11 protein-coding genes are annotated in these 14,235 nt (G+C 61.5%); 8 read left to right on the top strand and 3 right to left on the bottom strand.

Annotated elements, in window-relative coordinates; genetic code table 11:
* Positions 1-317 precede the first annotated feature (317 nt).
* Positions 318-803 carry a putative pterin-binding protein gene (locus ACODSD_RS19620; protein ID WP_488878110.1) on the bottom strand — a complete coding sequence of 162 codons (486 nt, stop codon included), beginning with the start codon at positions 801-803 and terminating at the stop codon, positions 318-320.
* Between the two features lie 567 nt (positions 804-1,370).
* Between ACODSD_RS19620 and ACODSD_RS19615 the strand changes: the two genes are divergently transcribed.
* The 8 genes from ACODSD_RS19615 (at position 1,371) to ACODSD_RS19580 (ending at position 10,569) form a co-directional block, all read left to right on the top strand.
* Positions 1,371-2,561 carry an MFS transporter gene (locus ACODSD_RS19615; protein ID WP_253315151.1) on the top strand — a complete coding sequence of 397 codons (1,191 nt, stop codon included), beginning with the start codon at positions 1,371-1,373 and terminating at the stop codon, positions 2,559-2,561.
* 29 nt (positions 2,562-2,590) lie between these two features.
* The gene (locus tag ACODSD_RS19610) at positions 2,591-3,724 is read left to right on the top strand and encodes a LuxE/PaaK family acyltransferase (protein WP_488878109.1); all 1,134 of its coding nucleotides are present in this window, start codon (positions 2,591-2,593) and stop codon (positions 3,722-3,724) included.
* A 1-nt stretch (position 3,725) separates the two neighbouring features.
* Entirely contained in the window at positions 3,726-6,149 is a 2,424-nt protein-coding gene (locus ACODSD_RS19605) for an acyl-CoA reductase (protein ID WP_488878108.1), read from the top strand.
* Positions 6,146-7,420 (top strand): phenylacetate--CoA ligase family protein, encoded by a 1,275-nt coding sequence (locus ACODSD_RS19600; protein ID WP_488878107.1) that lies wholly within the window; start codon positions 6,146-6,148, stop codon positions 7,418-7,420. The genes ACODSD_RS19605 and ACODSD_RS19600 overlap by 4 nt, the downstream gene beginning before the upstream one ends.
* Positions 7,417-8,328 (top strand): GNAT family N-acetyltransferase, encoded by a 912-nt coding sequence (locus ACODSD_RS19595; protein ID WP_488878106.1) that lies wholly within the window; start codon positions 7,417-7,419, stop codon positions 8,326-8,328. The genes ACODSD_RS19600 and ACODSD_RS19595 overlap by 4 nt, the downstream gene beginning before the upstream one ends.
* Positions 8,329-8,624: 296 nt before the next feature.
* Positions 8,625-9,005 carry a hypothetical protein gene (locus ACODSD_RS19590; protein WP_227106066.1) on the top strand — a complete coding sequence of 127 codons (381 nt, stop codon included), beginning with the start codon at positions 8,625-8,627 and terminating at the stop codon, positions 9,003-9,005.
* Between the two features lie 24 nt (positions 9,006-9,029).
* Positions 9,030-9,428 (top strand): hypothetical protein, encoded by a 399-nt coding sequence (locus tag ACODSD_RS19585; protein ID WP_488878105.1) that lies wholly within the window; start codon positions 9,030-9,032, stop codon positions 9,426-9,428.
* 217 nt (positions 9,429-9,645) lie between these two features.
* A complete protein-coding gene (locus tag ACODSD_RS19580; protein WP_107801104.1) occupies positions 9,646-10,569 on the top strand; it encodes a LysR family transcriptional regulator in 924 nt (307 codons plus the stop codon).
* 690 nt (positions 10,570-11,259) lie between these two features.
* Here the strand turns inward: ACODSD_RS19580 and ACODSD_RS19575 are convergent.
* Both ACODSD_RS19575 and ACODSD_RS19570 read right to left on the bottom strand, forming a co-directional pair.
* Entirely contained in the window at positions 11,260-12,354 is a 1,095-nt protein-coding gene (locus tag ACODSD_RS19575) for a hypothetical protein (RefSeq protein WP_488878104.1), read from the bottom strand.
* Positions 12,355-12,963: 609 nt separating this feature from the next.
* Positions 12,964-13,773 carry a hypothetical protein gene (locus tag ACODSD_RS19570; protein WP_488878103.1) on the bottom strand — a complete coding sequence of 270 codons (810 nt, stop codon included), beginning with the start codon at positions 13,771-13,773 and terminating at the stop codon, positions 12,964-12,966.
* Between the last annotated feature and the right edge of the window lie 462 nt (positions 13,774-14,235).

Below are 14,235 nucleotides of genomic sequence, written 5' to 3'. Positions count from 1 at the left end.
CTGGCTCCCGCCGGCATGAAGGGCGGGAGCCTACCCACTGGAGTCCGCTTCTTATTCCAAAGTTCTTATTTTATTCAGGTAAATATTTACTTGGGACTAACTGGATTTATTCAGCGCATTGACATTTTTAGTCGAGAATTCGGCTAAAAGCGGCTCATAAAAACCGCTCTCGCGGCTGAGGCCAATCGGCGCAACGCGGCATCAGCGCTTGGTTAGCGGCTTAAGAGCCGCTAACAAAACTCAGTTTTACGGCTGAGGCAAGTCGGCGCAACGCAGCATCAGGGGTTTTGTTAGCGGGTCTAAGCGCTACGCCGCGCTCAACGCACCACCAGCGCCTTCACCCGCCAGGCCAGCTTGGCGTCGATGTCGGCGGTTTGCAGTTCGCGGAAGTCGTTGAGCGGATACATCATCCACTGGCTGAAGCCCATCTCCTCCAGCGGCCGGCCATTGATGCGCAGCGCCAGGATGGGCTGATAGCGGCTTTGGTCGCCGGGCGGAATCACCACCTTGTACTGGTCTTCTGTGACCACTTCCACCGGCCGCCCGGTCGCGCCCACGGCGCGCAGAATGGCGGAGAGCGTGGGGCCGGTAAAGGCCGACTTCGGCGTCCAGGTGGTCTTGGTCTGGATGGTGCGCTGCTGCAGGCGCTCCAGATCGGCCTTGCTGAAGTGGTATTCGCCGGCGCGGGTCTGATTGGACACCTTGATCTGGCCGGTGACCACCAGCGCCGGCGGCGCGCCGGCCAGCGCTAGCGCGGCGCAGAACAAGGACAGGAAGGCGGCAAGGGGCAGGACGGATCTCATGGGGATGGGCTCCTGAAGGCATGGGGGATGTCAGTGAAGATGACATTTTAACCATGGGAATCCATTGTCATGCTTGCTGCAAAGCAATGAAAACGAGCTCTTTGCGGGCTGGCCGCCGGCATGAGGCGACGCGGTTTAAATTCTGATTTGGAAAATCATCATTCAATCCATTGGTGGTTTTGATTGGAATCGTCCCTCCAAATATTAATTGACTTGCCATTTGCATATTATTTTATGTTGTGGTTTATTTGTATAAATATCCGTCGCCAAACTTGGATATTAATATATTTACTCTAGGATAACTGTCCAATAGGGCAGTCAATTCAATTCGCAAGCCTGTCTATAATCTCGCCCCTTCTAAGTACGCCGATGTCATTCTTCGGCGCTACTTGATCACCGAAACAAATGCCGCGCAGTTCACTTTTCCGCGTCGTTTTTTATTGTCGGTTTTAAATGGTCCGTGTTTTTTATAGGGCCGCCATTAAATTACCTAGATATTTTATGAGTCAAAACTCAATTCAATCCCTGCTGCCTATTTCCCGGGGCCGGGCGTTAGGCTTTTGCCTATTGCTGGCCGCTTTTGAACTGCTGACGTATATCGGCAGCGATATGGTGATGCCGGCCATGTTGCAAGTCGTCGCGGACTTGAACGCCGACGCCCGCCACGTGCCCACCGCGCTCAACGCCTATCTGCTGGGCGGGGTGGCCCTGCAATGGCTGATTGGCCCATTGTCCGACCGTTACGGCCGCAAGCCGCTGCTGGTGGCCGGCGCCGTCGGCTTCGCCCTGGCCTGTCTCGCCGCCGTCGGCAGCCGCGACATCGAGCTGTTCAATCTGCTGCGCTTCATCCAGGGCCTGTCGCTGGGCTTCGTGATGGTGGTCAGCTATCCGGCGCTGCAAGAAGCGTTTCCGGAAAAAGACGCGGTGCGCCTGATGGCCTTGCTGGCCAATATCGCGCTGCTGTCGCCGCTGGTCGGCCCGCTGCTGGGCAGCTTGTTGCTGGGCCTGCTGCCCTGGCGCGGCCTGTTCGCGCTGATCGGCGCGCTGGCGGCGCTGGTGGCCGTCGGCCTGTGGCGCTGGATGCCGGAAACCCTGGGCGCGGAGCGTCGCGACGGCAGCCGGCTGGCGGCGAGCCCGCTGCGCCTGGGCCGCAGCGCGCGCCAGTACGCGGCGCTGCTGCGCAACGCCCCCTTCATGCAGGGCAGCGTGGCGCTGGGCCTGCTGTCCATCCCGCTGGTGGGCTGGATCGGCCTGTCGCCCTTGCTGCTGATGCGCGGCCTGGGCCTGTCCGGCGTTGAATACGGCCTGTGGCAGCTGCCGGTGTTCGGCGGCCTGATCGCCGGCAATCTGACCTTGAACCGGCTGGCGGCGCGCCTGGAGCTGGAGCGGGTGCTGCGGCTGGCGCTGCTGCCCTTGTTCGGCGGCCTGGCGGCGATGTTGGCGTTGACCTGGTCCAGCGGCGCGCTGCCGGCGCTGGCGGCGGGCCTGACGCTGTACGCCTTCGGCCTGGGCCTGGGCCACGCCACCCTGTACCGCTTCACCCTCTACGCCAGCGACAGCGGCAAGGGCGCGGTGGCGGCGATGCTGGGCATGATCTCCACCGCCTTGCTCGGCCTGGGTTGCAGCGCGCTGGCCTGGCTGGGCGCAGGCACCGGCCTGCAAGCCTTCGCCGGCTGGGCCGCGCTGGGCGCCGGCCTGGCGGCCTGGCCGCTGTGGCGCTTGCTCAAGCAGCGCGCTTACGCGCTGCAAGCGGCTTGAATCCCCTTCCTCATTCCCGGAGCTCCACCATGCTGAACCATGTCGACGCGCTGTGTGCGCTGGAACACCCTTATCGCGCCGATGCCGACGGCGACCGTCTGTTCGACGCCGCCATGCGCGAGCTGAGCCATTACCACTGCGAACACACGCCCGGCTACCGCCATTGGCTGCAGGCCAACGGCCTGGACGCCGCCGCGCTGGACGGTCTGGACGGTCTGGACGATTGGTCGCGGCTGCCGCCGCTGTTCGCCAACTACTTCAAACGCCAATTGGTGGTGAGCGCCGCCGGCCAGGACGCGCTGGAGCTGACCTCCTCCGGCACCACCGGCCAGAAAAGCCGCATGCGTTACGACGCGCGCAGCCTGGGCGCGGCGCAAAGCATGGTGGACCGCATCTTCCGGCATTACGGCTGGGACACGCCGCAACAGCCGTGCAACTACCTGCTGCTCAGCTACGAGCCGGCCGGCGCCATCACCCTGGGCACCGCCTACACCGACCAATTCCTGTGCAAGTACGCGCCGGTGAACCAGGCCTGTTACGCCTTGCGCCACAACGGCCACGGCAATGAGTTCGATCCCTTCGGCGTAATCCGCGCCTTGCAGGACTTCGCCGAACAAGGCCTGCCGGTGCGCATGCTGGGCTTCCCCGCCTTCCTGTGGTTCGCGCTGGAACGGATGCGGGAACTGGGCCTGCCGCCGCTGCAACTGCACCCGGAATCGCTGGTGTTCCTGGGCGGCGGCTGGAAAACCCACGCCGACCGCGCCATTCCCAAGGCCGAGCTGTACCGGCGGCTGGGCGAGCAACTGGGCATTCCGGACGCGCGCTGCCGCGACGGCTACGGCGCGGTGGAGCACCCGGTGCCTTACGTGGAATGCGAACGCCACCGCTTCCACCTGCCCAGCTACGCCCGCGCCGTGATCCGCGACACCGCCAGCCTGCGGCCGCAGCCTTACGGCGCCGCCGGCTTCCTCAACCTGCTGTCGCCCTACATCACCTCCAGCCCGGCCCACTGCATCGTGATGGGCGATCTGGCCGTGCTGCATCCGGCCGAGAGCTGCGGCTGCGGCCTGGCCACCGACTGGTTCGAACTGCTGGGCCGCGCCGGCACCAGCAAGAGCCGCAGCTGCGCGGTGGCCGCCTCCGAATTGATCAAGGAATCCTGATATGTATCTATTGAACGGAACACTGAACGCCGCCGCGGACGCCGCCGCCGCGCTGGCGCAATTGCAAGCCGGCCTGCCGGCCGCGCTGGCCCGGCCGCCGGCCTTGGACGCGGTGCTGGATTGCGCCGAGCGCTTCGCCGCCGCGCTGCCGGCACGGGCGGAGGCCCTGGGCCTGGATGCCGCCGCCGTCGACGCGCTGCAAGGTTTTTGCCGGCGCGAGGCGCTGGAAGCCAAGGTCGGCCGCGAGCTGGGCGAACAGGCCTTCTCGCTGCGCCGCTTCGACTACCGTCAGCCGCGCTTCGAAAGCTGGCGGCCGCTGGGCCTGGTGGCCCACATCACCCCGGCCAACGCGCCGCTGCTGCCCTTCATGGCGGTACTGGAAAGCCTGCTGGCCGGCAACGTCAACTGGCTGCGCCCCAGCGGCAGCGACCAAGGCCGCAGCGCGCGGCTGCTGGCCGATTTTCTGAGCCACGACGCCGCCGGCGATCTGGCCGCCCACGTGGCGGTGCTGCCGCTGGCCACCGACCAACTGGCCGGCCTGCTGGCCCGCGCCGACGCCGTGTCCGCCTGGGGCGGCGACGCCGCGCTGGAAGCGATCCGCCGCCAAGTGCCGGCCGGCTGCCGCTGGATACCCTGGGGCCACCGCATCAGCTTCGCCTACCTGGACCCGGCCGCGGCGACGGAGGCCGATTACGACGCGCTGGCCGACGACGTCTGCCGTTTCGACCAGCAAGCCTGCTCCAGCCCGCAATGCCTGCTGGTGGACAGCGAGGACGAAGCCGTCTTGCGCGGCGCGGCCCAGGCCATGGCCGCCGCGCTGGCGCGGCGTGCGCCGGCCTGGCCGGCCTTGCAGCCGGACGTGCAGGAAGCCGCGGAAATCTCCAGCCAGCTGGCCATGCTGCGGCTGGACCAGTCTTTCGCCGGCGTGGCCGGCGCGGTGGAGCAGGGCGAGGGCTGGCGCGTGGCCTGGGCGCAGCGCCAGGAACTGGCGGCCTCGCCGCTGTTCCGCACCCTGCAACTGCGGCCGGCGCCGCGCGCGCGGCTGGTGGAGCTGCTGCTGCCCTGGCGCACCCATTTGCAAAGCTGCGGGCTGATCGCCGCGCCGGAACAGCTGCCGGCGCTCAGCCGCCTGCTGCTGGACGCCGGCGTCGGCCGGCTGTGCCCGGCGGGAGCGATGCACGACGGCTACGCCGGCGAGCCGCACGACGGCGTGTACGCGCTGAGCCGGCTGACGCGGCGGGTGTCGGTCAGCCTGCGCGACGGCCAACTGCCGGGCCATGCGACGCTGGACGCCTTGCCGCCGCCGCCGGCCGGCCTGGACGCGCTGCCGGTGATGGACAAAACGGCCTTCCAGCAAGCCGAAATGGGGCCGGCCGCCCAGCTGTTCTTCCGCAGCGGCGGCAGCAGCGGCGAACCCAAACTGGCCGGCTTCAGCTACCGCGACTACCACCGCCAGATGCAGGCGGCGGCGGACGGCCTGCTCGCCGCCGGCCTGGACCCGGCGCATGACCGGGTGATGAATCTGCTCTACGGCGGCAACCTCTACGGCGGCATGCTCAGCTTCTTCACCATCCTGGACAAGCTGGGCGTGCCGCAATACCCGATGGGCGGCCCGGTGGACGACGACTTCAGCCAGATCGCCCACTTCATCGTGTCCCAAGGCGTCAACACCCTGGTGGGGATGCCGGGCACCTTGCAGCGCCTGTTCGAATGCGAGGAAACCGCGCTGCGCGCCTACGGCGGCGTGCGCAAGCTGTTCTGCGGCGGCGAACACATCAGCGACGGCCAGCGCCAGTTCCTGGCCGGCTTCGGCGTGGAGCTGATCCGCTCCGCGATGTACGGATCGGTGGACGCCGGCCCGCTGGGTCACGCCTGCGGCCACGGCCGCGACGGCGAATTCCATCTATTGGCCGATATCCAGTGGCTGGAAATCCTGGAGCAGGACAGCGACCGCCCGGCCGCGCCCGGCGCCGTCGGCCGCCTGGCTTTCACCTCGCTGGCGCGGGAAGGCCAGAGCGTGCGGCGCTACGACCTGGGCGATCTGGGCCGCTGGCTGCCCGGCCGCTGCGGCTGCGGCCTGCCGGCGCCGCGCTTCCAGCTCACCGGCCGCCACGGCGCGCTGCTGCGCGCCGGCACCATCTTCGTCAACCCGGAAGCGCTGTCCGCGCCGCTGGGCCTGGCTGTGCAATGGCTGGTGGACCACGCCGCCAGCGGCGGCGACCGCATCCGGGTGCTGGCCGACGGCGACGCCGCGCAGGTGCGCGCCCGCCTGCTGCAACACCCGATGCTGAACGAGGTGGTCAGCGGCGGCCTGCTGCAACTGGACGTCATCGCCACCCCGGCCGGCCAGTTCCAGCGCCATCCGCAAAGCGGCAAGACCCCGCTGGTGTTGGACCTGCGCCGCAACACGGAGCCGGCGCGATGAAGGCCGCCACGGAGGCCGGGCTGCGCCGGCTGGTGGAACACGCCCGCGCTCACTCGCCGTTTTTCAGCGCGCTGTACCGCGAGCTGCCGGCGGACTGGACGCTGAGCGATCTGCCGCTGATCGAGCCGGCGGACTACTGGCGCCAATGCCAGCCGCTGGAAAACTGGCCGGTGCTGAGCGGCCCGCTGGCGGACGGCCATGTGTTCAAGACCGGCGGCTCCACCAGCGAGGGCAAGCTGTCGGTGTTCCGCCGGGACGAATGGCAGGCCTTCGTGCGCGCCTTCGGCCAGGGCCTGGGCCGGCAACTGCTGCCCGGCGACCGCGTCGCCAACCTGTTCTTCGCCGGCGATCTCTACACCAGCCTGCTGTTCATCCACGGCGCGCTGTCGCACTCGCCGGCGCCGGTGGTGGAGTTTCCCTTCACCTGCAATGTCGAGGACGCGGCGCTGGCCGACGCCATCGACACGCTGGACATCAATGTGCTGGCCGGCGTGCCGGTGCAGCTGGTGCGCTTCGCCAGCTGGCTGCAACAGGCCGGCCGCGCGCTGCCCGGCGTGCGCTGCCTGCTTTACGGCGGCGAAAGCCTGTTCGCCGAGCAACTGGCCCTGCTGGGCCGGGCGTTTCCCAATGCCCGCATCGGCTCCATCGGCTGCGCCAGCGTGGACGCCGGCCTGATCGGCGCCGCCGGGCCGGATTGCGCCCAGGGCGAACACCGCGTGTTCGACGCCGACACCATCGTCGAAATCATCGACGAGGCCAGCGGCCTGCCGATCACGGAGCCGGACCGCAAGGGCCTGCTGGTGGTCAGCAATCTGCAACGGCGGCTGATGCCGGTGATCCGCTATCCCACCGGCGATCTGGCCTGCTGGCGCGAGCCGGCCGGGCGGCCGGAACGCAAGTTCGCGCTGCAAGGGCGCGCCAGCCGCGGCCACCGCGTGCGCGTCTGCACGCTGTCCTTGTTCCCGGACGAACTGGACCCGCTGCTGCGGGGGCAGGACGGCGTGCTGGCCTGGCAGCTGCTGGTGGGCCGCCGCGACGGCGTCGACACCCTCAGCCTGCGGGTGGCCAGCGAATACGCGCCGGCCCCGGCGGCGGAGCCGCTGCGCCAACTGTTGCTGGCGGCGCAGCCGGCCCTGGCCGAACTCTGCCGCCAGGGCCTGCTGCGGCTGGACGTCGCTTATTGCGCGCCGGAGGCCATGCTCACCCATCCGCGTTCCGGCAAGCTGATGCGCGTGGTGGACCAGCGCGCTTACGACGAGGTGGCGGCATGAGCATCGCCATCCGCGATTTCCAGGCGGACGACGCCGCCGGCGTCAGCGCCTTGTTCCGCGCCATCTACGGCGAACACTACGTCTATCCCGACGTGTATCTGCCGTCTATGATCCGCCGCCACAACGCCGCCGGCCGCTGGCATTCCGCCGTCGCCGTGAGCGGCGGCCGGGTGCTGGGCCACGCCGCGCTGTGGCGCGACCCGCATTGTCCGGGCAGCGCCGAGCTGGCGCTCAACGTGGTGCATCCGGACGCGCGCGGCCAGGGCCTGGCCACCGCGCTGGGCCGCCATCTGCGCGCCCAAGGCATTGCCCTGGGCCTGAGCATGCTCACCATCAAGCAAGTGTCGTCCCACGGCCAGAGCCAGCGCCTGGCCAAGACCCTGGGCTTCCACACCACCGGCCTGCTGCTGGACTACGTGGCCTCGCCGTTTGGCCAGCCGCAGCCGGAAAGCATCGTGCTGGGCTGCCTGCCGCTGCAAAGCCGGCCGATCCCGGCGCTGAACTGGCCGGCAGCGTGGCGGGAATGGCTGACGCCGCTGACCCGCGCCTTCGGCAGCGCGCCGCCGCCGGCGCAGGGGCCGGCCGGCGGACTCAGCATCGCCAGCCACGGCCGGCGGCTGGACGTGGGGCTGGAGGACGTCAGCGGCGGCCGGCTGCGGGAAGTGGCGGCGCTGCCGGCCGGGCGGCTGGTCTACGTCAGGCTGGCGCTGGGGCCGGACGCCCCGCGCGCGGCGGACGCCTTGCAACAGGCCGGCTTCGTCTGCGGCGGCCTGGTGCCCGGCCCGGACGGCAGCTGGCAGGCGTTGCTGCTGCGCGGACACGGCCGGCAGGAACTGGCGCTGAGCTGCCCCTTGGCCAATCGTCTGCATCAGTTGAGCCGGCAGGTGGCGGCGGCGGTTGCCGCCTGAGGCCCGTGCCTCCCCAGCGCCTTGACGGCCTCTGCCAGCCTGTTTAGGCTTGGTCCCGCGTCGTGCCCAATCTCACGCCGCAGGGGGTAGAAGCCCATAAATTAGTTCTACCGCAGACACAACGGTCCGCTTTGGCGCTGTTACGTCTGTTGCCACGCCGTACCCATTCGGGGCGGGCCGTGGCAGGGAGCCCCATGGGCTACCGGTCGTTGTAGAACTAGCCGGTCTTCTACCCTTGTCACGTGCCTGCCTCAGCCTCGCCTGGGCAGGTTTCCAAAGCTGACATGGAGACCGTGATGACCTTTTCCACCTTTCCCCCCGCAATGCCCCCTCCCGCCTGTCCCCATGGCGCAGGAGAACGCCCCGAACCCGCCGCCGCGCCGGTGATGGAGCAACTGCGTTCCTGCGCTCAGCGCTTGCCCGCCGCCGCCGGCAATGTGCTGCTGCTGGGCGATCTGGGCCGCCAACTGAACGATTGCTATATCGAGCTGGACTCCGCCTTGCTGAGCGGGGTGATGGACATGCGCGCCGCCCACACCGGGCTGTTGGCGCTGCTGACCTTGCTGGAACGCCGCGACGAGCCCTTGCTGTTCAGCAGCGAGGAAGCGCTGGCCTTGCTGGAGCCGATACAGCAGCGTTTGCAACGCGGTCTGGAGCACGTCAACGGCGTGCTGTGACGCTTGGACAGGGAGGGCATGGCCATGATGAAACTGCTGATCCAACACAATGAGGCGCTCAAAGGCGCGGCGCGTTTAATCGTCGATTACGAGATGCGCCTGGGAGTGATTGCGCTGAAGGACAGCAACCCGCTCCATCCGGACAACACCGCGGCTGTTCAGCGGCAGATCAAGCGGGCGTTGGCGGACTTTTATTATTGGAGCCGATGGCAGGGCAAGCACGAGCCGGCCCGCGCCGCCTTATTGGCGATGTGGGCGTCCGGGAAATGGAGCAGCCGAGATCTCTGCGCGCGGCAATGTTATCTCTTGGCGGGCTTCCGCAACGTAACTACCGCCCGCCTGGCGCTGGTGGGCGCGCCGATACCGGACCCTGACGCCGTCCAAAGGGGCGGGGCCTTAGAAGCGGTTCAACCATCCCGCTGAAGCGCAGCGGACTTTGAACAGGTTCTGAGGCCTGCGGTGGGTGACGATCTGGGGGATTCGATGTCGGCCAAAACCCGGCGTCAGCGGCTTGCGCTTGAGTTTTATCGGCAAAGCCGGGATGGCCGTTCCATGATGAAGGGCGTGAACTTCAAACGCGCAAGCGTTGAAAGTTATTGGTGTAAAATGAATTAATAAAGCCAATCAATTCCACTTCGTCATGAATATCTCCCTTCGCCACCTGCGCGCCTTTTCGGCCGTTGCCGAAGCCGAAAGCTTCACCGCCGCGGCCCGCCAGCTGTTTCTGACGCAATCCACGCTGACCAAGACCATACGCGAGCTGGAGCAGGAGATCGGGCTGACGCTGTTTGAGCGCACCACCCGCAAAGTGGCGCTCACCACGCAGGGCAACGCCTTTCTGCCGGTGGCCCGCCGGCTGCTGAACGACTTTGAACTGCTGCTGTCCGATCTGCGCGAAAAATCCGCCGGCAGCAGCGGCAGCGTCTACGTGGCCAGCGGCATGGCTTTTGCGTCCAGCGTGCTGCCGGAGGTGCTCAAACGGCTGAGAAGAGATTACCCGTGCATCCATGTGCGTCTGCTGGACGATACCAGCGGCGGCGTGGTGCGCCGCATTGAATCGGGCGAGGTGGACATCGGCATCGGCTCTTATGTGGGCGCGGCCGGAGACAAGCTGGACAAGCGCCAGCTGCTGTCCGCCCGGCTGGGGCTGATGTTTCCGCCGGGCTTCGAGCCGCCGGCGGGGCCGCTCAACTGCCAATCCCTGCGGCAATGGCCCTTGCTGCAGGATGAAAGCGACACCAGCATCATGTCCGCGCTGGAGCGCAGCCATCCCGAGCTCTGGCAGCAGGTGGCCAGCAAGATCACCGTCACCAATCTGGACATGCAGTTCTGCCTGATCCGCGCCGGGGTGGGCGCTTGCGTGTTGTCTGCGCTGGCGGCCTCCCATCCGTCGGCGCGGGATCTGCCCTACCGCTTGTTTGAGTCGGCCGAGCTACAGCGGGACGTCCACGTGTTCACCCGGCGCGGCGTGCCGCTGTCGCCGGCCGCCTTCACGTTTTTGCAGGTGCTGGACGAGGTGTTGCCGACGATAGCCTTCCACCCCGGGGTGACGCTGGCGGCCTAACGGCGACGTGGGAGGGGAGGGCTTCGATGCAGAATGTTTTAAATTTACTTAACGCATTGAAAATAAATGTATTGTCTGTTGAAATTCTGAAATCGTGTACCTATCCGTGTACCTAAAAATTAATGTGCCTGCCAATGATCGGCATTTTCCGTAGCGACTACGATGCCATATCAATCGGAAGCGACCCGATGATGTACAGCCGATGATCCGAAAAGTGCAATCTTAATAATTGGTCCAGGGACAGTTTAGTCATTACATTTTTGGACAAGGCTCAGTCTGATTGAACTCAAGGAGGCTGGAATATCGGTAGCTTTTTACGGAATCGAATTGGTGGTTTAATGAATTGAATTTATTTGCTTTTTTATTTCGTCGCTTATCCAATGCCCCGACAGGGATTGAATTGATGTTGTAACAATCTATTTTTAATTGTTTTTTATTGTTGGTTGTTTTAATGGTGCCTCCGTATGTGCCCCCTGGAATTTTTGCTTGGTTTAGTGACGAATCCCGGTCCAAGGAATTATTCAATGCCAACGTGACTAGGGCTCCTGGAACTACGAAGGGGATTTGCATGCGCAGCTTGCAAGCAGACCCTCTCAACGGAATAGTTAGGCGGCTTCATGGAACGTAGTGTGAGGATATCTATTACTAGCATTTGGCTTAGGTCTGGTGTAATTGCTCTGTCGCAAATTTTCATGATTTCCCCATTCCCAATTCACGACAATATGTTGCACACTCTAAATTTATTAGAGTTAGCTCTTCTTGCTTTTTGTTCCAGGCTATTGTTCTATTGTTGTCTGTGGATACTGCTTTGATTCTTTTTTGCAACCAATTTTGTAGTTCATATACCTGAGCAACAAGATCTCCAGTTTTTTTCATATCTTGATCAGTAATATTTTGGAATTTTATAAGTTCATTATTGTCATCTATGCGGCGTGATTTTCCAGGTAGTTGCTCAATAAGTTTTCCCACGCCTTCAAAATGGTCGCCATTAATGAATTGGCATACATATGGGTCGGCTGAATTTCTTTCTCCTGCCAACAAAATAGGGAGTACATTTTCTATTGCAGGAATAATCGGCTGTAGAATGTATACGGAGGGTTTTTGAATTGTATATGACAGGATCTCTGCTTCTAACTTTCTAGAAAGAGAGAATCTAGAAAGATTTAACAAGTTAATGTCTAAGTCAAGTTCGATTTTTTCAGGAGCTGGTAGGCCACATCTCTTTGCAATTAAATAGTCTGATGATGCATTTAAAATTAAAATGTCATTTATCCTCAAGCAAAAAGATGAGGGCTGTAGGTGAAATAGTGGTGTCTCAACACCAAATGCGTTTAGTCCTTTTTTTTGACCTGGTGTGGGGTATATGGCAAGCAAACGATCTTTTTTACGTACCCGCTGTTTGATGTGAAATTTTGGTGAAATTTTATTTGGATTTTTTTGTATTAAATGATATGCAAGCCAAAGACCAACACGGACCTTGTCCAACCAGTCTAATAAAGTAGCGTAATTCGATGCAGGTAAGCATTCCCGGTTAAGGATTTTCTCGATAATTGGTTTTATCCTATCTTCAAGAGCGGCATATTCACTATTGCATTGTTCACAAGCAGGAACAACTAATGCTTGCCAAGCGAAGGAAACCTTTTTTCCGGTTGTATAATTGTGTCCAAGATTTACGACTCGCCTCGGATCACCTGTCAAGTTGAGTAGCCATTTAGGGAGAATGTGCTCTTTATTTTTTGACTCTGGAGGTTTTCCACAAAACACACAAAATTTTGTTTCAGCCATAATTGTGCATATGCCTTTTTTCGTATGGGGCGGCCATAAATGACAGCGAAGAAAAATTTAAGCATTTCCTTTGGAGTATTATTTTATTGCTCATACTTGTTCTCTCTATTCTGTTGTGGTCGCAAAGTTACGCAGTGAGAATAATTAAGAATGCATTGGCAGGGTCAAGTTTTCGTCTCATATCTCTACATGCCAATACACACGGATCGTGCATCATTGGGTTGAGGTGGCAGGATTGGAATGATCAATCTACGGAATCCTGCTGGATGAGGTGGGTTAATGTCATACTGATCTATTAACACACCTAAAATCTGCTAGCGACTCAGCTGGGGTTGGGTCACGTTAAGCTGGAAAATACGGTGCGGTACCTCGGCATAGAGGTAGAGGATACATTGAAGATTTTCGAGCAAGCAGATGCCTGAACCAAGTCAGCAGTCGCGCATATTTTTATGAACGGCCGCTTTCTGCTGTTATGCACGTATGCGTACAGTCGACAATGCAGCAATATCTGATCAATGATGACCACTGAATGAAACCCAACAAGTGTCGGAATTTCGACTTATTTTGAATCTAATGGTAGTGTCGTCCGATCGGTGGTTTCCGGTTTGATTATCGATGGCGCCCGGTTGACGTCGCGCCGCGCCGCGCTACTGGATTTGCTGCCACTACCGATGCGTTTGGCTGCTTGTGATAGGCCTCGATTCGATCAATGTGTTTCTCCAGCATTTCTTTTGCGAAAGATCGCGAGCGTACGATGCGAGACGTCAATGTTCCCCAAGCCTCATATTGTGGCGGGCACAACTTCTCTAAGTCGAACCGCTGAATACACACTAGCGCGAGAGAAAGACTTCTTTCGCTAAGGTGGAGTATCTGATTGAAGATGTTCACCGACAATTGCCCTTCCCTCTGCCACCAGTTCTTCACGAAGCTATCTAGTGCATGGAGCGAATCATAAAAGGCAATAAGAGCCGTCGCGTCGTCACCGGACAATTCGCGAAATTGTGGGGCACTCGGATACAATACAGGCATCTCTGGAAGAAAATCAGTCTGAAGATCGTTCGGTTTTACTGTGTTCTCAACCGAAATATACTCATTTACTGCTGCCATGTAGTTCGGGCACGCTCGTTCGTGAATATACAGAACCTGCTGGATAGTTCGGTTCAGTTCTGCGGCAAAGTATCGCCGCGCGTCGGCTTCAGTTCGCGTTTTTTCTTCGGCTTTAGAACGTCGCGCGTTTAATTCGTTTATCCATGCCCCTAGCAGGGATGCACCTGCTCCAAACAAAGCACCTGAAATTATCGCAAGCTTTGTTGGAAGAGCAATGATGCCCACGATAAAGAGCAGCGCTGCCAACCCCATATGCGGATTCTTTCGAACAAAGTTCCATCCTAATCTCGGAAGCGCGCCAAAATTATCCATTGCACACTCAGTATTCAGTGATCGTCGGGATACAGAGAGCTTTGCATGGCATTACTTGCTACTCTGTTCGGAGGCAATTCTGGATGGGAAAAACGAGCCAGCACTTGCGCCGTACTCCATTATATGTGGCAGCTTACGACACCGCCGAATCGCTCGATACTGGGCCCAACTCAACGATACCCCACCGCTGAGTTCCCGGCAAATCGTACGGCTCACACATGGCGAGTGAATCCCTCCGTTTTGCTAGATTCTTAGATGGCTGCTTTCGTATCGGAAAACCGTCATCTCTATCTATATGCGAAGGGCTGCTTTGGTCGAATAGCAGTAACACCCCGTTCACCAACAATGATCAAAGCCGGCAGTGATCGGCCTATTGGTAACCCTGCTTTTGTCGAGTCTCAGCCAGACACACACACTTAAAATCCCCCCGAAACCGTGGATTGAGCCTTAAGTTGTTGTCCT

This window comes from Chromobacterium sp. FG22, from assembly GCF_057809415.1.
Note: the sequence above shows the minus strand (reverse complement) of the source record. Positions and strands in the feature narration are given on the sequence as shown.

Coding starts and splice junctions, on each gene's coding strand:
- ACODSD_RS19570 (WP_488878103.1), bottom strand. CDS start 13,773: ATGGATAATTTTGGCGCGCTTCCGAGATTAGGATGGAACTTTGTTCGA.
- ACODSD_RS19600 (WP_488878107.1), top strand. CDS start 6,146: ATGAAGGCCGCCACGGAGGCCGGGCTGCGCCGGCTGGTGGAACACGCC.
- ACODSD_RS19605 (WP_488878108.1), top strand. CDS start 3,726: ATGTATCTATTGAACGGAACACTGAACGCCGCCGCGGACGCCGCCGCC.
- ACODSD_RS19580 (WP_107801104.1), top strand. CDS start 9,646: ATGAATATCTCCCTTCGCCACCTGCGCGCCTTTTCGGCCGTTGCCGAA.
- ACODSD_RS19590 (WP_227106066.1), top strand. CDS start 8,625: ATGACCTTTTCCACCTTTCCCCCCGCAATGCCCCCTCCCGCCTGTCCC.
- ACODSD_RS19575 (WP_488878104.1), bottom strand. CDS start 12,354: ATGGCTGAAACAAAATTTTGTGTGTTTTGTGGAAAACCTCCAGAGTCA.
- ACODSD_RS19610 (WP_488878109.1), top strand. CDS start 2,591: ATGCTGAACCATGTCGACGCGCTGTGTGCGCTGGAACACCCTTATCGC.
- ACODSD_RS19620 (WP_488878110.1), bottom strand. CDS start 803: ATGAGATCCGTCCTGCCCCTTGCCGCCTTCCTGTCCTTGTTCTGCGCC.
- ACODSD_RS19595 (WP_488878106.1), top strand. CDS start 7,417: ATGAGCATCGCCATCCGCGATTTCCAGGCGGACGACGCCGCCGGCGTC.
- ACODSD_RS19585 (WP_488878105.1), top strand. CDS start 9,030: ATGATGAAACTGCTGATCCAACACAATGAGGCGCTCAAAGGCGCGGCG.